We start from the raw sequence: 19,149 nt of genomic DNA, 5'->3' as shown, positions 1-19,149 counted from the left end.
GCCCGAAACCGCACAATTTGCGGCGATCCGGCACCAATCGTTTGCCTATTCGCCCCACCGGCCTATCTTCAGCACATGACCATCCATTTCCCGTTCCAGAACACCTATTCGGCGCTGCCGGCGAACTTTTTCGCCCGCGTCGCGCCGACCCCGGTGGCCGCGCCCCGACTGATCAAGCTGAACCGGCCGCTGGCGGTCCAGCTCGGGCTCGACCCGGACCTGCTGTCGACGCCGGAAGGTGCCGAAATCCTCGCCGGAAAACGGCTGCCCGACGGCGCCGATCCGATCGCGATGGCCTATGCCGGCCACCAGTTCGGCCACTTTGTTCCGCAGCTCGGCGACGGCCGCGCCATCCTGCTCGGCGAGGTCATCGACAGGGACGGCGTCCGCCGCGACATCCAGCTCAAGGGAAGTGGCCCGACCCCGTTCTCCCGTCGCGGCGACGGCCGCGCCGCGCTCGGTCCGGTGCTGCGCGAATACATCGTCAGCGAGGCGATGCACGCGATGGGCATCCCGACCACCCGCTCGCTCGCCGCCGTCGTCACCGGCGAGGCCGTGATGCGCGAGACCGCGCTGCCCGGCGCGGTGCTGACCCGGATCGCCGCGAGCCACATCCGCGTCGGCACCTTTCAGTTCTTCGCTGCCCGCGGCGACACCGATGGCGTCCGCGCGCTAGCCGACCACGTCATCGCCAGGCACTATCCCGAGCTGAAGACCGCCGATCAGCCCTACCGCGCCCTGCTCGCCGCCGTCGTGGCGCGGCAGGCCGCGCTGATCGCGCGCTGGCTGCTGGTCGGCTTCATCCACGGCGTGATGAACACCGACAACACCTCGATCTCGGGCGAGACCATCGATTACGGCCCCTGCGCCTTCCTCGACGCCTACAATCCGGGCCAGGTGTTTTCCTCGATCGACGAGATGGGCCGCTACGCCTACGCCAACCAGCCGCGCATCGGCCTGTGGAATCTGACCCGGCTCGCCGAATGCCTATTGCCGCTGTATTCCGACGATCAGGAGAAGGCGATCGAACAGGCGCAAGAGATCCTCGGCGAATTCCCGGAAAAATTCACCACGGCCTACAATGCCGGCCTGCGCGCGAAGGTCGGCCTGTTCACCGCGCGCGACGGCGACGAGGCGCTGATCCAGGACCTGCTCGACGCCATGGCGAAAAATGCCGCCGACTTCACGCTGACCTTCCGCCATCTCGGCAACGCCGCGGCCGATGACGCCGCCGACGTCCGCGCGCAGTTCACCGATCCTGCCGCGTTCGACGAATGGGCCGCCCGCTGGCGCGAGCGCCTCGCGCTGGAGCCGCAGTCGCCCGCCGAGCGCAAGGCCGCGATGCATGCGGTCAACCCGGCCTTCATCCCGCGCAACCATCGCATCGAGGCGGTGATTGCGGCAGCCGTCAACAATGACGACTACGCGCCGTTCGAGGAACTGCTGACGGTTTTGGCAAAACCGTTCGAGGACCAGCCGCACTACGCGGCCTACACCGAGCCGCCGCTGCCCGAGCAGCGCGTGACGCAGACCTTCTGCGGGACGTGAGGCCGCTCCCCACCGCCATTGCGAGCCAACGGGTCGGCCCGAAGGGCCGCCCGATGACAGGCTCAGCGAAGCAATCCATCTCTCAGTTCGGGGATCAATGGATTGCTTCGCTGCGCTCGCAATGACGTGGAGGGTTGTTTCGTTGGGCGGCTAATCCGCCCTACGCCGCCACAGATTCCTTGCAACGATCTTCCGCGCTCATCGTTGGCCCGGCATAGCGGAACGCGTGCCTTGGGTTCCGTTCCGCCTCGCTGATGGAGTGCGACATGAACCAGCGCGATGACGATCTCGAAACCGCGATGAAACGCAGCAATCCGAACGGCGTCGAGCCGCCGTTCTCCGAGGACGATCTGCAGCGGCAGCAATTCGGGCCGCGCGGCGTGCCCGGACAGCCGGATCCCGCGGTGATGACGCCGCAGCGGGCGAAGAAGACGCCGATCGATTCCGGTTCCGGCGGCCACACCGCCTGAGCGCAACCCAGAACAAGCAAGGTGCCGCATGAAGATCACGAGCTTCAAGGACATGTACATCGCCGAGCTGCAGGAACTGGTCAGCGTCGAGAGCCAGCTCGCGACCGCGCTGTCGCGCATGGCGGAGGTCGCGGCGCATCCGTCGCTGAAGGACGCGTTCGGCCGCCACCAGCGCGAGACCATCGTGCAGGGCGAGCGGCTGAAATCGCTCCTGCGCATGCATGGCGCCGATCCGGACGAGCATACCGACCAGGCCATGCAGGCGCTGATCCACGAGACCGCCAAGATGGTGTCGCTGTTGCCCGACGACAATCTCCGCGATGCCGCCCTGATCGCCTCGGCGCAAAAACTCGAGCATTACGAGATCGCCGCCTATGGCAGCGCCGCCGCACTCGCCGGCCAGCTCGACCTGCGCGACGACCAGCTGCTGCTGCACGACAGCCTCGACGAGGAACGCCACAGCGACGCGCTGCTGACCACGCTCGCGAAGGGCGAGATCAACCAGGACGCACTGGCGGCGTGATGCACGGTGCGATCCCGTAGGATGGGTAGAGCGCAGCGAAACCCATCGACTTCGATGCGCGGTGGGGATGATGGGTTTCGCTTCGCTCTACCCATCCTACGGACTACGGACGACGCATTTCATGCCCGTCGTGAGCATTAACTCACCTTGCACCATGCTTTGCGCCCTGCCGCGGTAACCATAAGGTTTAACAGCGCGTCAACGCACCCCGAACAAGTCTAACGGTTTCGTTAAGGGGGAGAATGACCCGTGGACGCATTTGCATTCGAATTCGTTGGAATGGCGATGATTGCGCTTTGCCTGATCGTGCTGGCCATGCCGGCGGCGCGCCGGCCCTCCAAGCACGCGCGCTACGAGTAGGATTTGCAGGGATTGGCGCAACCGTAATCCGCCTTTCTCGCCGACGGCGTCCTTAAGCGCGCCTTTACTCCGCAGTCTCAAGGTGCCGGCTGATTTACTGGAGCCGCGCCGATGCCGGACACCAAAGCGCAGCCGGACACCACCAGGGTCCCGGCACTGGACCTGATGCGGGTGGCGGCCGTCGGCGCCGTCATCCTCTATCACTACGGCTTCTGGGGTCCCGCGGCGCATGGCGTGCCGCAGGTCGCGATGCCGTTGCTGGCGCCGGTCGCGCAGTATGGCTTCCTCGGCGTGCCGGTGTTTTTCGCGATCAGCGGCTTCGTCATCGCCTACTCGGCCGAAGGCCGGACGCCGGTCGGTTTTGCGATCGCCCGCTTCAGCCGGATCTATCCGACCTTCGTGATCTGCATGACGCTCACCTTCGCGACCACGCTGGCGCTTGGTGGCGCCCATTTCGATGTGACGTGGCGTCAATGGTTCGCCAACCTGTTCATCGCCGCACCCGCGCTCGGGCAGCCCTACATGGACGACGCGTACTGGTCGCTGGTGATCGAGGTGATGTTCTATGTCTGGGTCACGGCATTGCTTGCCTTGCGCATCTTCCCGCAACGGATCGACGCCATCATCGTGGCGTGGATCGCGATCACCTTCGCCAACGAGCTGACGATCGACGCGCCGATCTTCGAAAAACTGTTCATGGCCGACGACAGCGGCTTCTTCGCCGTGGGTCTGCTGATCTACGAGCACTACCGGGGACGGCGCGACGCGCGGCTCTACGGCCTGATGTCGCTGGCGATGGGAACGGCGGCGTTCCAGGCAGTGCACAAGATCGAGCGGCTCGGTGTCCACACCCATGGCAGCTTCGATGCCGGCATCGTCGTCGCCATCTGCATCGTCTCGCTCGGCATGGTATTTTTGGCGACGCGCATCAGATCGCTGCCGTTGCCGGCGCGCGTGGTGCTGGCGGCGGGCGGCATCACCTATCCGCTCTATCTGCTGCACCTGCAGCTAGGCTACACGATCCTGCTCGCGGCAACCTCAGGCCAGCCGGGCATCCTGTCGACCACGGCCGTGATCATAGGCGTGGTGTGGCTGGCGTGGTTCGTCTGGCGCGTGCTCGAACGGCCCGCGCATAGCTGGACCAAGGATCGGCTGACGATGCTGGCATCGCGGCTCGGCTGGCCATCGCGTATTCACGCCGGGGCACAGCTTGCGCTGCAGGACGCCTCGATTGGCGGCGTCTCGCTGCAAAATAGAAAAGACCCCAGCGCGGGAAGGCGCTGAGGTTAGTTCTACACTTTGGTCGTCAGACACCGTGGTTAGCGGTGCCCCGCGGCACAACGTGATGCGCCGCGTTGTCAGCGTTACCATCAGGAAGCGCGATGACAACATCGCGCTTTGCAACTCACATGTGTCCAGTTTCACTGCAGTGATAGCCCGTTTGGGGGATGCCTCCAGGTGCATTCCGCACCTACGATTCCCTCCGCCAGGAGTCCCAACGGACATTGCACTGTCCGCCTCCTGCGCAAAGCCGTTCGGGCCCGGACGGATTTGTTGTTTCTGTGCTCTCAATTCTGTCCGGCGGAATGCTTTGACCAAGGCCTGCGCCGAGCTGCGCATGCAAGCTACGGAGCACCGGGCACTGATTTGCCACTAGGGGTAGGTCAAGTCCCCACGGCAAAAATATTTCGCTTTTTCGGAAGGGCAAGTCAGATGTATGGTCCGCCCGTCTCACCCGATCGAGGGGCGCTGGCCATCGTCATAGTGTTGCGGTGAGATGCGGTGGACGTTTCGTATGTCAGTGACGACAGCATGCGAGGCGGACGGCGAAGTCGTGCAGGCCTGACGCCCTAGTGGCAGGTGTCCTCTCGCAAAACGCGAAAGCGTTTTTGCGAAAGCGGTGACAAAAAAGCCCAGTCTCGCCGGGGAGAGCACGTATAAGCCGTAACCCATCGCGCAGGGAAAGCCGGGTTGTTTCCGGTTACACCTGTGGTCCTACCCCGGTGCTTTTTTGTTGCACCGGGCCCATGGGTGCAATCGGCACCCGGCTTTCCCTGCGCCCTCTGCTCAAGCGAGGGCGAATCGAACAGCAAGACTCGGACAATTCATGTCGCGAGATGGCAAAACTGCGCCCCACCCACCACTGTCATCGCCCGGCTCGACCGGGCGATCCAGTACGCCGCGGCCTCTCGGCTCAATCACCACTGTCTCTGGAATACTGGATCACCCGCATGCACGGGTGATGACATCGAGCTAGCTGTTTGAGATGCCATATGAGGCCAAATTTCCCTTGAATCCCTCTCGATCCCGGCGAAAATCCCCTGCCCTCACCTTGTGCAGGGCCAAAATCCCAGCAAGACCCTTGACATAGCTGCCCTTTCGGCAGAACGCGTGTGTTGAGCGTCATGGACACTTCATGGATCTGATTACCACTACCTCCGAACTTGCGGCCGCCTGCGGCCGGCTCGCCCGACACAAGGTCATCACAGTCGATACCGAGTTCCTGCGGGAGACGACCTACTACCCGCTGCTTTGCGTCGTGCAGATGGCGAGCGCGGACGAGGCCGTCGTGGTCGACGCGCTGGCGCCCGGCATCGACCTCAAGCCGTTCTTCGAACTGATGTCGGACGAAGCCGTGCTGAAGGTGTTTCACGCCGCGCGGCAGGACATCGAGATCGTCTGGCATCTCTCCGGCACCATTCCGCATCCGATCTTCGACACCCAGGTCGCCGCCATGGTGCTCGGCTATGGCGACAGCATCGCCTACGACGCGCTGGTCGATCGCGTCACCGGGCACCGGCCCGACAAGACTCACCGCTTCACCGACTGGTCGCGCCGCCCGCTGACCGAAGAGCAGATCGTGTATGCCGTCTCCGACGTCACCCATCTGCGCGAAGTGTTCGCCGCGCTCGACGCCGATCTGAAGAAGCGCGGCCGCAGCGACTGGGTCAGCGAGGAGATGGAGGTTCTGACCTCGCCGAAGACCTACGACTTCCACCCCGAACGCGCCTGGGAGCGGCTCAAGACCCGGGTGCGCAAGCCGCGCGAGCTCGCCGTCCTGATCGAGGTCGCGGCCTGGCGCGAGCAGGAAGCGCAGAGCCGCGACGTGCCACGCTCGCGCGTGCTCAAGGACGACGCGGTCGGCGATATCGCCACCCACGCGCCGACCTCGCTGGACAAGCTCGGCAATCTGCGCTCGCTGCCGAAAGGCTTTGAGCGCTCCAAATGGGGCACCGACATCATCGCCGCCGTGCAGCGCGGGCTGGCGCGCGATCAGGCCTCGCTGCCGAAGCTGGAGAAGCCGCGCAACAATGCCAATGGTGCGGCGACCGTCGAGCTCTTGAAGGTGCTGCTGCGCATGACCTCGGAGCGCCACGGCGTCGCAAGCAAGGTGATCGCGACCGTCGACGATCTCGAGCAGATCGCGGCCAGCGACCAGGCCGATGTCGGCGCCCTGCACGGCTGGCGCCGCGAATTGTTCGGCGAGGCCGCGCTCAAGCTGAAGCACGGCCAGCTGGCGCTGGCGATCGACAAGGGCCGCGTGGTTCGGGTCGACCGGGGCTAGCGCCATGTCGGCCAGTGGCCGAGCGTCGCGCGGGACGGTTCGGCAGGATCGGGCCGCGGTTGCGTCCTGCGAAACATGCACGGCCGGCGCAAGGCTTACCAACCAGCGGCCTACGAACCAGCGGCTTGCGAACTGGCAATTTTCATGTTGCAATCCCGTCGCAATCGGATTGCGGCGGTTCGACCGTGCGTTTCGCGACGTTGAGAACTTCGGACTTGAAGACTTCGCAGTTGAAGACTCGGCACCTGAACAGACACCCGGAAGCCCGTTTGTGGCGTGGCACGTGCAAAACGTGGCCGCGTCTTTTTTATGTCTAGCGTGGGAGAGAGACGATGCCGAAGGGTACCGTCAAGTGGTTCAACGCCACCAAGGGCTACGGGTTCATCAAGCCGGCAGCGGGAGACAAGGACGTGTTCGTCCACATTTCGGCAGTCGAGCGCGCCGGGCTCTCGACGCTCAACGAAAACCAGACCGTCGAGTACGAGCTGGTCGAGAACCGCGGCAAGACGTCGGCGGAAAATCTCAAGGTGAACTGAACGCCGGGGCGATCCGCGCTGATCGTCCTGACGCCTCCCCCGGCCGCATCACCCCCCGGGGGCTTTGCTGATGTGCGGCTCAAGGCGCCGGCGCGATCAGCGTGGCGTCGGTCGCGCCGCTGCCGAGCGTCCTGCAGAGATCGCCGTCAAGCTTCAGCCGGCCGCTCGCCAGCAGCCGCAGCGCCTCCGGGTAGATGCGATGCTCGATCTTGATGACGCGCGCCGCGAGCGTCTCGGGCGTGTCGTCGTCGGCCACGGTCACCGCCCCCTGCATCACGATCGGTCCCGCGTCGGTCTCCGGGATCACGAAATGCACGGTCGCCCCGGACAGTTTGACGCCGGCGCGCAACGCCTGGCCGTGCGGGTCGAGGCCGGGGAAGCAGGGCAGCAGCGAGGGGTGGATGTTGAGCATCTTGCCGTACCAGCGCCGGGCAAACTCCGCGGTGAACAGCCGCATGAAGCCGCCGAGGCAAATCAGCTCGACCTGCTTCTCGTCCAGCACCCGCTGCATCATCGCCTCGAAGCCGGCGCGATCCTTGCCGAACGGCTTGCTCTCGATGATTGCGGTCGGGATGCCGTTTGCGGCCGCCCGCTCCAGCCCGGCGGCATCGGCGCGGTTGGAGATCACGACCACGATCTCGGCGGGAAAATCCTCAGCCTTCGCAGCCTCGATCAGCGCGGCCATGTTGGAGCCGCGGCCGGAGATCAGGATGGCGACCCGGCGCTTCATGCGGAGAGGTCGAGATGGCCGTTATAGACCACGCGATGCTCGCCGGTGTGCGCCCCCTTGGCCTCGATCACCTCGCCGAGCAAGGTCGCGGTCTCGCCGGCTTCGGTGAAGACCTCGATGACCTGTTCCACCGCCTCAGGCTTGACGATCGCGATCATGCCGATGCCGCAGTTGAACGTGCGCAGCAGCTCGAGCTCGGCGATGCCGCCCTGCTCGGCCAGCCATTTGAACACCGGCAGCACCGGCAGCCGGGCCAGATCGATGCCGACGCCGAGATGCTTGGGCAGCACGCGCGGGATGTTGTCGGTGAAGCCGCCGCCGGTGATGTGGGCAAGCCCCTTCACCGCGCCGGTCTCGCGGATCGCGCGCAGGCAGGATTTCACATAGAGCCGGGTCGGCGTCAGCAGCGCCGCGCCGAGCGTCATCACCGGCGCGAACGGCGCCGGCGCGTCGTAGCCGAGGCCGGACTGCTCGACGATCTTGCGCACCAGCGAATAGCCGTTGGAGTGCACGCCGGACGACGCCAGGCCAATCACGGCATCGCCCGCCGCGATGTCGCCGCTCGGCAGCAGCGTGCCGCGCTCGGCGGCGCCGACCGCAAAGCCGCCGAGGTCGTAGTCGCCATCCTTGTAGAGGCCGGGCATCTCGGCGGTCTCGCCGCCGATCAGCGCGCAGCCCGATTCGCGGCAGCCTTCGGCAATCCCTGCGACGATGGCGGCGGTCGCTTCCGGATGCAGCTTGCCGCAGGCGAAATAGTCGAGGAAGAACAGCGGTTCCGCGCCCTGAACGACAAGGTCGTTGACCGACATTGCGACGAGGTCGATGCCGATACCGCTGTGAATGCCGGTCTCGATCGCGATCTTGAGCTTGGTGCCGACGCCGTCGGTCGCCGCCACCAGGACCGGATCCTTGAAGCCGGCGGCCTTGAGGTCGAACAGCCCGCCGAAGCCGCCGATCTCGGCGTCCGCGCCGGGGCGTGCGGTCGCCCGCACCATCGGCTTGATCAGATCGACAAGGCGGTTGCCGGCGTCGATGTCGACGCCCGAATCCGCGTAAGTGAGCCCGTTTTTGCGCTCGGTCATGCCCAATTCCAGATGATGGGGGGCTGGTTACGAGGAATTCCGGCCCCGCGCAATGGCTCGCGGCGCCAGTGCCGCGATACTATGTAGATAACACGCGGCCGCTGCTGAAAAGAGCCGGATATCGAGTAAAATCAGGATTCTAGCCGGGAAACGTCCCAACTTGAGTATTCCGAATATCATCACCCTCGGCCGCATCATCCTGGTGCCGATCATCGTCTGGGCCATCGTGTCCAGCCAGATGGAGATTGCGTTCGCGATCTTCGTGATCGCCGGCGTCTCCGACGCGGTCGATGGTTTCCTCGCCAAGCGCTTCAACATGACGAGCGAGCTCGGCGCCCTACTCGACCCGCTCGCCGACAAGGCGCTGCTGGTGTCGATCTACATCGCACTCGGGATCTGGGGCGCGGTGCCGCGCTGGATCGTGATCCTGGTGGTGTCGCGCGACATCATGATCGTGTCTGCCGTGATAGTGTCATGGTTGTTCGACAAGCCGGTCGAGATGAAGCCGCTGATGGTGTCGAAGCTGAACACGGTGGCGCAGGTCGCGTTCGCGGCGCTGGTGCTGGCCTCGCTCGGCTTCGGCTTTCAGCCGTATCCCTACGATCTGATCCTGATGGCGCTGGTCACGATCTTTACTTTGGTTTCGGTGTCCCTCTATCTCGTCGAGTGGGTGCGGCACATGGGCACGATCGAAGCCCGGTAGAGTGACGATCTGACAAGATCGATGCTCAGACAAAGCGTTTTGGAGACTTGCGTGGCAGGCAGCGTTCAACCTCGTCAACTGGCCCTGGCGCTGCCGCACGAGGAAAAGCTGACCCGCGACGATTTCCTCGAAGGCCCGGCCAACGAAGCGGCGCTGGCGCTGATCGATGGCTGGCCGGACTGGCCGAACCGCATCATGCTGCTGGTCGGGCCGGAAGGCTCCGGCAAGAGCCACCTCGCCGCGATCTGGTCCGAGCATGCCGGTGCGCGGTCGACCGCGGCGCATGCGCTGACGGCGGAGGCGGTGCCGACCGCGCTTGCTACCGGCGCGCTGGTGGTCGAGGACCTGCGGCCGGCGGATTTCGACGAGCGCGCGATGTTTCATCTTCTGAACCTCGCGCGCCAGGACGATGCCTTCGTGCTGATCACGGCGCGTGTTCCGCCGTCGGCGTTCGAGATCGAGCTGCGCGACTTGAGGTCGCGGCTTCGCGCGGTGCCGACGGTGACGCTGCTGCCGCCCGACGACCTGCTGTTCCGCGGCCTGATCCTAAAATTCTGCGCCGACCGCCAGATGAGCGTGGACGAGTCGATTGTCAGCTATCTGACCAGCCGGATCGAGCGTTCCTATGTCGCCGTCCGGCAGGCGGTCGAGTTGCTCGACACCGAGGCGCTGCGGCTCGGCCGGCCGGTCACACGGGCGCTGGCGGCGGAGCTGTTGCGGGATGCGTGACCACCTGACCGGCTTGACGGCGGAAGCGGTGGGAACATGAATGTCATCGAAACGTCATCGCAATATCACATGGTTTGCGTGGCCCTCGGATAGACCGCCCAGGCCGCCCTCCTCGAATTGGACCAACACTTGATGGACTCGGCACAAGCTACTGAAATCAAAGAGAAAGAGGCGGAAGCTCCCGCCCTCCCCGCGATCGCGACCAGCCCCGAGCGGTTCATCAATCGCGAGCTCTCATGGCTCCACTTCAATCGCCGGGTGCTCGAGGAATCGGTCAACCAGGGCCATCCCGTGCTGGAGCGCGTCCGCTTCCTGTCGATTTCGGCCAACAACCTCGACGAGTTCTTCATGGTCCGCGTCGCCGGCATCAAGGCGCAGGTCCGCGAGGGCATCGCCGAGCGCAGCCCGGACGGCCTGCTGCCGGCCGAGCAGCTGGTGATGATCAACAAGACCGTGTCGCAGCTCGCCTCCGACCAGCAGGCGATCTGGAGCGACCTGCGCGCCATCCTGTCCGACGTCGGCATCCAGCTGGTCGACGGGCGCGATGTGACAAAATCCGAGCGCGGCTGGATCGAGGATCACTTCCTCCACAGCATTTTCCCGCTGCTGACGCCGCTGGCAATCGACCCGGCGCATCCGTTCCCGTTCATCCCGAACCTCGGCTTCACCGTGGCGCTGCAGCTGGCGCGGATCTCCGACGGCAAGGCGATGAATGCCTTGATCCGCATGCCCGGCAAGATCGACCGCTTCATCCGCCTGCCCTCGTCGAAGGACGGCGCGCCGGTGCGGCTGATCACGCTGGAACAGGCGACCGGCCTGTTCATCGGCCGTCTGTTCCCCGGCTACACCGTCAAGGGCCAGGGCGCGTTCCGCATCATCAGAGACTCCGAACTGGAGATCGAGGAAGAGGCCGAAGACCTCGTCCGCCTGTTCGAGACCGCGCTCAAGCGCCGCCGCCGCGGATCGGTGATCCGGCTCGAGATCGAGGCCAAGATGCCGGAGGAGCTGCGCATCTTCGTGCAGCACGCGCTGTCGGCAGCGGATGACGAGGTGTTTCTGGTCGACGGCGTGCTCGCCATGAACGAGCTGTCGCAGCTCACCCGGCTCGATCGCCCCGACCTCGAATTCCCGCCCTATGTGCCGCGCCATCCCGAGCGCGTCCGCGACCATGGCGGCGACATCTTCGCGGCGATCCGCCAGAAGGACCTCGTGGTCCATCACCCCTATGAATCCTTCGACGTCGTCGTCCAGTTCCTGCAGCAGGCGGCGCGCGACCCCGACGTCGTCGCGATCAAGCAGACGCTGTATCGCACCTCGAACAACTCGCCGATCGTGCGCGCGCTGGCCGAGGCCGCCGAGGCCGGCAAGTCGGTGACCGCGCTGATCGAACTGAAGGCGCGCTTCGACGAGGAAGCCAACATCCGCTGGGCGCGCGACCTCGAGCGCGCCGGCGTCCAGGTGGTCTACGGCTTCATCGAGCTGAAGACCCACGCCAAACTGTCGATGGTGGTGCGCCGCGAGGGCGGCAATCTCACCACCTACGTACACACGGGCACCGGCAACTATCATCCGGTCACCGCGCGCATCTACACTGACCTGTCCTACTTCACGTCGGATCCGATCATCGGCCGCGATACCGTGCGGGTGTTCAACTACATCACGGGCTATGCCGAGCCGAGCGACATCGAGAAGATGGCGGTGTCGCCGCTGACGCTGCGCAAGCGCATCATCGAGCACATCCATGACGAGGCCGTTCATGTACGCAACGGCCGCCCGGGCGCGGTCTGGATGAAGATGAACGCGCTGGTCGACCCCGACATCATCGACGCACTTTATGGAGCGTCACAGGCCGGCGTCTCGATCGAGCTCGTGGTGCGCGGCATCTGCTGCCTGCGGCCCGGCCTGCCCGGATTGTCGGAGAACATCCGCGTCAAATCGGTGATCGGCCGGTTCCTGGAACATGGCCGAATCTATTGCTTCGGCATGGGGCAAGGCCTGCCGAGCACCAAAGCTGCTGTGTATATCTCGTCCGCCGACATGATGCCGCGGAACCTGGACCGCCGCGTCGAGGTGCTCTGTCCGCTGCAAAATCCCACGGTGCATCAGCAGGTTCTCGAACAGATCATGGTCGCGAATCTGAAGGACAATGAGCAGAGCTGGCAATTGTTGCCGGATGGGTCGTCTACGCGTATGAAGGCCGCGAAAGGCGAAGAGCCTTTCAACCTGCACAACTATTTCATGACAAATCCGAGTCTGTCCGGCCGTGGTAAGTCTCTCAAGGAATCTTCGCCACGCCGGCTCACGCGTCGCAACGAGCGGCAGCAGCATCAGCCATCGTCTTAAGGGGGCTTTACGGTGAAGCGGCCGCGGAAGCGCGCTTCCAGCGTCGCTGTCATCGATATCGGTTCGAACTCGGTTCGTCTCGTCGTTTACGAGACGATGTCGCGCAACCTCATCACAATCTTCAACGAGAAGGCGCTGTGTGGGCTCGGCCGCGAGGTGCAGACCACCGGCCTGCTCGCGACCGACGCCGTCAACAAGGCGCTCACCGCGCTGCGCCGGTTTCGCGCGCTGTGCAGGATCCAGCAGGTCGGCCGCGTCTTCGCGATCGCGACCGCGGCCTGCCGCGACGCCAAGAACGGTCCGGACTTCATCGCCAAGGCCGAGCGCATCTGCGGCGCCAAGATCGAGATCCTCTCAGGCCCGCGTGAAGCGAAGCTGTCCGCGCTCGGCGTCGTCTCGGGCGTGCACAATCCCAACGGCATCGTCGGCGATCTCGGCGGCGGCTCGCTCGAATTGATCGACGTCAAGGGCAACCGCGTACGCAGCGGCGTGACATTGCCGCTCGGCAGCCTCGCGCTGCAGGACCTCTCGCACAAATCGCTGAAGCGCGCCGAGCGCATCGTCAAGAACGAGTTGCTCGGCGTGCCGCAGCTCAAGGCCGGCCGCGGCCGCACCTTCTATGCGGTCGGCGGCACCTGGCGCGCGCTGGCGCGGATCCACATCATCCAGAGCGGCTATCCGCTCAAGGTGATGCACGGCTATTCGATCCCGGCGGTCGAAGCGCTCGACTTCGCGCAGCGGCTGCGGCGGCTCGCGGCCACCAACATGCTGGCCAATATCGAGGCGGTCGCCGACGCGCGGCGGCCGCTCCTGACCTATGCCGCGCTGGTGCTCGAATACATCATCCGCGTCGCGCAGCCGAAGACCATCGTGTTCTCGACCTTCGGCGTGCGCGAGGGCCTCTTGTACGAAATGCTGCCGCCGGCCGAGCGCGCCAAGGACGGCCTGGTCTGCGCCGCGCAGAACCTCAACGAATTGCTGTCACGCTCGGCGCGCCACGCCCAGGAGCTGATCTCGTGGACCGACCGCCTGGTGCGGGTGGTGCGGCTGCGCGAGACCGAGGAGGACCGCAGGCTGCGTCACGTCGCCTGCCTGCTCTCCGACATCGGCTGGCGCGTGCATCCGGATCATCGCGGCGAGGAAACCCTCAGCCTGATCATGAACGGCAATTTCGGCTCGATCACGCACCAGGGGCGCGCCTTCGTCGCGCTGTCGGTGTTCTATCGCTATGCGGGCCTCAGCGAGGAGAATGAGCCGCCGCTGCAGATTCGCGCGCTGGTGCCGCCGGCGATGGACGAGCGCGCCCGCGTGCTCGGCGCCGCGTTCCGCGTCGCGCATCTGATCACCGCGGCGCGCACCGGCGTGCTGCCGGCGACGCATTTCCGCACCCAGGGCCGCAAGCTGATGCTGGTGTTCGAGCACCGGATGGTCGATTTGGTCGCCGACCGCGTCGGCAGCCGCTTCCGCCAACTGGCGCGCCTGGTCGGACGCGCCGGTTCGATCGTCCGGCGGTAATCCAAAAGCCGCGACTACGCGGCTTTGGCGGAATGCTTGGCCTTGCGGAGCGCGTGGCGCCGCCAGAGCGAGCCCGCGATCAGCACCACGATGATGCCGAGCACGGCGAGCAGGATCTCGCCGCCGTTGCCGCCATGGCCGAACTGCGGCGACATCCCGATTGCGGCGAGCCACGAATCGAGCTTCGCACCGAGCGGGCCGGCGAACAGCGCATCCAGCCGCGGATGCACCGCCGGATCGGTCGCGATGACGTCGCCCGCGATCCAGCCGAGCAGCGCGGCGCCGGCCCAGACCAGGATCGGCAGCTTGTTGAGCAGCGCCATGATCAGCGCCGCACCGGCCACGATCAAGGGAACGCTGATCGCAAGGCCGAGCACCAGCAGCGGTACGCTGCCATTTGCGGCGGCGGCCACCGCGATCACGTTGTCGAGGCTCATCACGATGTCGGCGACGACGACGATCTGCACCGCGGCCCACAGATGCGCGGCGGCATCGACGCTGTCCTCGTCATCGTGCTCCGGCACCAGGAGCTTGGCCGCGATCACGATCAGCGCCAGCCCGCCGACGAGTTTGAGGTAGGGCAGCTCCATCAGGCTGGCGACGATGCCGGTGAAGATGACGCGCAGGATCACCGCGGCGGCGGCGCCGAGGATCATGCCCCACAGCCGCTGCCGCGGCGCAAGCCCGCGGCAGGCGAGCGCGATCACCAGCGCGTTGTCGCCGGACAACAGCACGTTGATCCAGATGATCTTGCCGACGGCGACCCAGAAGGTCGGGGTCGCCATCTCCTCCCTGAACTGGGTGAAGAACGCGCCGATGTGCGCGGGATCAAAGATCTGCCACAGCCAATCCACAGCGAGTCCTATTCGGCCTTACGGCCGCCCCTTTGCGGCAGAGGTCCGCCGCTACCCCAGTTGAGTTAGCCGACGATCTCGTTGCCGGCGAAGAACTGCGCGATCTCGACCACCGCGGTCTCCGGCGCGTCGGAACCGTGCACCGAATTCTCGCCGATCGACTTCGCATAGAGCTTGCGGATCGTGCCCTCGGCGGCCTTCGACGGATCGGTCGCGCCCATCACGTCGCGATACTTCAGGATGGCGCCCTCGCCTTCCAGCACCTGGACCACCACCGGGCCCGAGGTCATGAACTCGACCAGCTCGCCGAAGAACGGGCGCGCCTTGTGGACCGCATAGAAGGTCTCGGCCTGACCGCGGGTCATGCGGATGCGCTTCTGCGCCACGATCCGCAGGCCTGCCTTCTCGATCACCGCGTTGACCGCACCGGTCAGGTTGCGCTCGGTGGCGTCGGGCTTGATGATCGAAAAGGTGCGTTCAATCGCCATGATTTCGTCCTTGCAAAGGCTGGTTGGGAGTTGCCGGGGCTTATATCGGCGCGATGGGGTGACGGCAAGCGACCCTGTGACGCGTTAGCCATTAGTTTCGATGGATTTTCGCGACAAAACCGGCGTGGCCGCGATTGCCGGCCGGGACCGCCAAACCGCCCAAATTACGACGATTTCACGAAGGTGAACCCATTCTGTCGACGCCGTGCCGCTGCCGTTCAGCTGCCATCGCCTAGGCTCTTCACCGATCGGACGCCTTGCTGACCTATCCGCAAGCCTCACCAGGACGTCTCGGGAAACGATGTCATCGCGGGCGCCTGATGCGCGCCCAAACCTCGAGGAGACGATCATGTTACGCAAAATCTCGCTTGCTGCGATTGCCGCTGTTTCGCTCGGCGCGGCCGCGCTGGCTCCGACCTCGGCCTCGGCCTGGGGTGGCTGGCATGGCGGCTGGCACGGTGGTGGATGGCACGGCGGCTGGGGACCGCGCTTCGTCGTCGGTGGCCCTGTCGTGGTCGGCGGCCCCGCCTATTACGCCGGCGGCTACGGCGGCTGCTATGTGCGCCGCGTCGTTCCGACCCCGTGGGGTCCCCGCTGGCGCGTGGTCAACCGCTGCTATTGATCCGACCAACACCTCCCCTGACTTGCTCCGCCCCGGCCTTACGCCGGGGCTTTTTTGCACCCGCTGGAACCCGATCGCTGTCAGCCGCTACCAGAAGGCGAGGGCAAGGCCGAGCCGGCGAAACCAAAATCGGGGTTGCGACTTGTTGTGGCAAGAACTTGCTCATACCCGCGAGGTGGAACTCGCCGAAGGACATCCCGGAGACATGCAAAAAGACTTATCAAGAGACCTGCTATGACAACTCAGATCGAGAACGATCCGGACCAGATGGATCACAAGACCTGCCGCTACATCTGCGATGCCGTAGGTGAACGGCTTCAGCAAAACATGCGCCCGGAGCCGACGCTTTCGTCCCGCCTGCAACAGCTTCTCGATGAGATGCGCCGACGGGAAACCGATCACCATTAGATGTTGCGGGCTGGCCGACAGCCCAAACACCTATTTGCAAGAGGCACCCGGACAGATTTTTGCAAACTGACGGGTTGCGTTTGGCGGCGGGTCCGGTGACAAACGCCGCATGCTTTCCATCACCGACATCTCGATCCGGATCGCCGGACGGCTGCTGATTGATCACAGTTCCGTGCAAATTACGCCCGGCGCGCGGGTCGGATTCGTCGGCCGCAACGGCGTCGGCAAGTCGACCCTGTTTCAAGCCATCCGCGGCGAGGTCCCGACCGAGAATGGCAGCATTGCGCTGCCGCCGCGCTGGCGCATCGGCAGCCTCGCGCAGGAAGCGCCCGACGGGCCGGAGAGCCTGCTCACCGTCGTGCTGAAAGCCGATCTCGAGCGCGATGCGCTGTTGCGTGAGGCCGAGACCGCGCAGGACCCGCACCGGATCGCCGAGATCCAGACCCGGCTGGTCGACATCGACGCCCACGCGGCGCCGGCCCGCGCCGCTGCGATCCTCTCCGGTCTCGGCTTCTCGACCGCAGACCAGGCACGCCCGTGTGCGGAATTCTCCGGCGGCTGGCGGATGCGCGTCGCGCTGGCGGCCACGCTGTTTGCGGCGCCCGATCTCTTGCTGCTCGACGAGCCAACCAACTATCTCGATCTCGAAGGCACGCTGTGGCTCGAGAATCACCTCGCCAACTATCCGCGCACGGTGATCGTGATCAGCCATGACCGCGACTTGCTCGACACTTCGGTCGACCAGATCCTGCATCTCGATCGCGGCAAGCTGACGCTCTACAAGGGCACCTACTCCTCGTTCGAGGAACAGCGCTCTGCCCGCGAACTGCTCGACGCCAAGCACGCCAAGCGCCAGGCCGACGAGCGCAAGCGGCTGCAGGCGTTCGTCGACCGCTTCAAGGCAAAAGCCTCGAAGGCGCGGCAGGCGCAGTCACGCGTGAAAATGCTGGAGCGGATGAAGCCGGTCACCGCATTGGTGACCCAGGACGTCCACGAGATCACGTTCCCCGCGCCCGAAAAATTGCTGTCGCCGCCGATCATCGCGGTCGACGACGTTTCGGTCGGCTACGAGCCGGGCAAGGCGGTGCTCAACCGCGTGACGCTGCGCCTCGATCCCGACGACCGCATCGCGCTGCTCGGGGCCAACGGCAACGGCAAGTCGACGCTGGTCAAGCTGCTGGCCGGCAAGCTCACGCCGTTCTCGGGACGCATCACGCGCGCGGACAAATTGTCGGTCGGCTACTTCGCGCAGCATCAGGTCGACGAGCTCAACCTCGACGGCTCGCCCTACGACCATGTCCGCAAGCTGATGCCCGATATGCCCGAGAGCAAGGTGCGCGGCCGGGTCGGCGCGATCGGCTTTTCCGGCAAGGCCGGCGACACGCTGGTGAGGAGCCTGTCGGGCGGCGAGAAGGCGCGGCTGCTGCTCGGGCTCGCCACCTTCTACGGCCCCAACATGATCATCCTGGACGAGCCGACCAACCATCTCGACATCGACAGCCGTGCCGCACTCGCGGAAGCGATCAACGACTTTCCCGGCGCCGTCATGATGGTCTCGCACGATCGCTATCTGATCGAAGCCTGCGCCGATCGGCTGTGGATCGTCGCCAACCAGACCGTGACCGCCTATGACGGCGATCTCGACGAGTATCGCAGGCTGATCCTGTCGGCCAATGACGGCGACCGGGCACCGGCGCGCGAGCGGGCGAAAGAGCCTGCGCGTCCAGAGCGCAGCCGCAATGAAAAGCGCGTTTCACCCAAGCAGCGGATCGCGCAGGCGGAAGCTGAGATCGAGCGCATCAACGGCATCATCGCCAAGATCGACACAGCGCTGGCGCTGCCGGATATCTTCACCCGCGATCCCAAGCAGGCAGCGCAGCTGACAAAAGCCCGCGCCGGTGCCGAAAGCGCATTGCAGCGCGCGGAGGAAGAGTGGCTGGACGCCAGCAGCGAGCTCGACGAAGCCGCAAGCTAGAGCATGATGAGATCAGGTTGAATCATTGGCGCGTTGGTTGAGCGTGATCGTTTCGGAAACCGCTTCGTAGTTTCCGGATCATGCTCTAGCCGTGCGAGGTCGCGGACTTTTTCTTCTTCGGCTTTGCCGCCTTCGGCTCCGGCACGGGATCCGGCCCGCGCTCGACCGACGTCAACCGGCCCGCGGTGAAGGTGTAGATGCCGGCACGCGCGCCGCGCGACCAGGTGACGACGGCGACGCGGTCGCCGCCCGGACCATTGGACAGGTTGACGCTGTCGGGAGCGCCGATGCCGCGGACGACGTCGCATTCGGTGTGGCCGAGCGCGACGCTGCCGCCCGACGGCTGCGGCGGCGGTGCGCCGTCGGCCAATGCGTTGGCGCCGGCGGCACCCGCGGGCGGCGCCATGCCCGGGCAGCCGCCGTCGGCGCTGACGAGATCTTCGCTGGTCACCGGCTTGTCCGGCGTCAGCGGCGGCGATTCGATCGAGATGTTGCGGATGAACAGCCGTCCGGGGCGCGAGAACCATTCCGCGTCGCGCGAAAACATGTCGGACGCGCTCGAGCAACCGGCAAGGCCCGGCGCCAGCACCAGCAGCGCCAGCAGCGACTTTCGACTGAATGTTCCGTCCCGCACGATCGACAAAGGCTCCTTGTCCCCACACAAGGGGTTTGTCCGAACATCACTTTGCGGCATGACC

18 protein-coding genes are annotated in these 19,149 nt (G+C 65.3%); 13 read left to right on the top strand and 5 right to left on the bottom strand.

Annotation, left to right across the window (positions count from 1 at the left end):
• Positions 1-75: 75 nt before the first annotated feature.
• The 6 genes from XH93_RS19440 (at position 76) to XH93_RS19415 (ending at position 7,002) form a co-directional block, all read left to right on the top strand.
• A complete protein-coding gene (locus tag XH93_RS19440) occupies positions 76-1,548 on the top strand; it encodes a YdiU family protein (protein ID WP_194474781.1) in 1,473 nt (490 codons plus the stop codon).
• 266 nt (positions 1,549-1,814) lie between these two features.
• Entirely contained in the window at positions 1,815-2,018 is a 204-nt protein-coding gene (locus tag XH93_RS19435) for a hypothetical protein (protein WP_194475557.1), read from the top strand.
• A 28-nt stretch (positions 2,019-2,046) separates the two neighbouring features.
• On the top strand, positions 2,047-2,541 hold the full coding sequence (locus XH93_RS19430; RefSeq protein ID WP_194474780.1) for a ferritin-like domain-containing protein: 495 nt from the start codon (positions 2,047-2,049) through the stop codon (positions 2,539-2,541).
• 471 nt (positions 2,542-3,012) lie between these two features.
• Positions 3,013-4,185, top strand: coding sequence for an acyltransferase (locus tag XH93_RS19425; RefSeq protein ID WP_194474779.1), 1,173 nt, complete (start codon positions 3,013-3,015; stop codon positions 4,183-4,185).
• Between the two features lie 1,132 nt (positions 4,186-5,317).
• Positions 5,318-6,466, top strand: a complete 1,149-nt coding sequence (rnd, locus tag XH93_RS19420; RefSeq protein WP_194474778.1) for a ribonuclease D — start codon at positions 5,318-5,320, stop codon at positions 6,464-6,466.
• Between the two features lie 332 nt (positions 6,467-6,798).
• Entirely contained in the window at positions 6,799-7,002 is a 204-nt protein-coding gene (locus XH93_RS19415; RefSeq protein WP_139482952.1) for a cold-shock protein, read from the top strand.
• Positions 7,003-7,081: 79 nt separating this feature from the next.
• On the opposite strand, the gene purN is transcribed toward XH93_RS19415, so the two are convergent.
• Positions 7,082-7,732 carry a phosphoribosylglycinamide formyltransferase gene (gene purN, locus XH93_RS19410; protein ID WP_194474777.1) on the bottom strand — a complete coding sequence of 217 codons (651 nt, stop codon included), beginning with the start codon at positions 7,730-7,732 and terminating at the stop codon, positions 7,082-7,084.
• A complete protein-coding gene (purM, locus tag XH93_RS19405) occupies positions 7,729-8,814 on the bottom strand; it encodes a phosphoribosylformylglycinamidine cyclo-ligase (RefSeq protein ID WP_194474776.1) in 1,086 nt (361 codons plus the stop codon). The genes purN and purM overlap by 4 nt, the downstream gene beginning before the upstream one ends.
• Before the next feature lie 160 nt (positions 8,815-8,974).
• Here purM and XH93_RS19400 point away from each other — a divergent pair, with 160 nt between their 5' ends.
• The 4 genes from XH93_RS19400 to ppx all read left to right on the top strand — a co-directional run bounded on the left by XH93_RS19400 (position 8,975) and on the right by ppx (position 14,104).
• Entirely contained in the window at positions 8,975-9,517 is a 543-nt protein-coding gene (locus XH93_RS19400) for a CDP-alcohol phosphatidyltransferase family protein (RefSeq protein ID WP_194474775.1), read from the top strand.
• Between the two features lie 51 nt (positions 9,518-9,568).
• On the top strand, positions 9,569-10,246 hold the full coding sequence (locus tag XH93_RS19395; protein ID WP_139482955.1) for a DnaA/Hda family protein: 678 nt from the start codon (positions 9,569-9,571) through the stop codon (positions 10,244-10,246).
• A 132-nt stretch (positions 10,247-10,378) separates the two neighbouring features.
• Positions 10,379-12,589, top strand: coding sequence for an RNA degradosome polyphosphate kinase (locus XH93_RS19390; RefSeq protein ID WP_194474774.1), 2,211 nt, complete (start codon positions 10,379-10,381; stop codon positions 12,587-12,589).
• Positions 12,590-12,601: 12 nt separating this feature from the next.
• Positions 12,602-14,104, top strand: a complete 1,503-nt coding sequence (gene ppx / locus XH93_RS19385) for an exopolyphosphatase (protein WP_139482957.1) — start codon at positions 12,602-12,604, stop codon at positions 14,102-14,104.
• 14 nt (positions 14,105-14,118) lie between these two features.
• On the opposite strand, the gene XH93_RS19380 is transcribed toward ppx, so the two are convergent.
• Positions 14,119-14,958 (bottom strand): TerC family protein, encoded by an 840-nt coding sequence (locus tag XH93_RS19380; protein WP_194474773.1) that lies wholly within the window; start codon positions 14,956-14,958, stop codon positions 14,119-14,121.
• A 65-nt stretch (positions 14,959-15,023) separates the two neighbouring features.
• Entirely contained in the window at positions 15,024-15,446 is a 423-nt protein-coding gene (gene ndk / locus XH93_RS19375) for a nucleoside-diphosphate kinase (RefSeq protein ID WP_139862178.1), read from the bottom strand.
• Positions 15,447-15,795: 349 nt separating this feature from the next.
• Between ndk and XH93_RS19370 the strand changes: the two genes are divergently transcribed.
• The 3 genes from XH93_RS19370 to XH93_RS19360 all read left to right on the top strand — a co-directional run bounded on the left by XH93_RS19370 (position 15,796) and on the right by XH93_RS19360 (position 18,451).
• The gene (locus XH93_RS19370) at positions 15,796-16,068 is read left to right on the top strand and encodes a sulfur globule protein precursor (protein WP_139482960.1); all 273 of its coding nucleotides are present in this window, start codon (positions 15,796-15,798) and stop codon (positions 16,066-16,068) included.
• A gap of 234 nt (positions 16,069-16,302) precedes the next feature.
• A complete protein-coding gene (locus tag XH93_RS19365) occupies positions 16,303-16,476 on the top strand; it encodes a hypothetical protein (RefSeq protein WP_172626884.1) in 174 nt (57 codons plus the stop codon).
• 109 nt (positions 16,477-16,585) lie between these two features.
• Positions 16,586-18,451 carry an ABC-F family ATP-binding cassette domain-containing protein gene (locus XH93_RS19360; RefSeq protein ID WP_194474772.1) on the top strand — a complete coding sequence of 622 codons (1,866 nt, stop codon included), beginning with the start codon at positions 16,586-16,588 and terminating at the stop codon, positions 18,449-18,451.
• Between the two features lie 85 nt (positions 18,452-18,536).
• Here XH93_RS19360 and XH93_RS19355 read toward each other — a convergent pair whose 3' ends face one another.
• On the bottom strand, positions 18,537-19,094 hold the full coding sequence (locus XH93_RS19355) for a hypothetical protein (RefSeq protein WP_233286527.1): 558 nt from the start codon (positions 19,092-19,094) through the stop codon (positions 18,537-18,539).
• Positions 19,095-19,149: the final 55 nt, after the last annotated feature.

Origin of the sequence: Bradyrhizobium sp. CCBAU 51753, from assembly GCF_015291565.1 — a bacterium.
Lineage (GTDB): Bacteria > Pseudomonadota > Alphaproteobacteria > Rhizobiales > Xanthobacteraceae > Bradyrhizobium > Bradyrhizobium ivorense.
The sequence above is the reverse complement of the archived record's forward strand: the minus strand, read 5'-3'. Positions and strand labels throughout refer to the sequence as shown.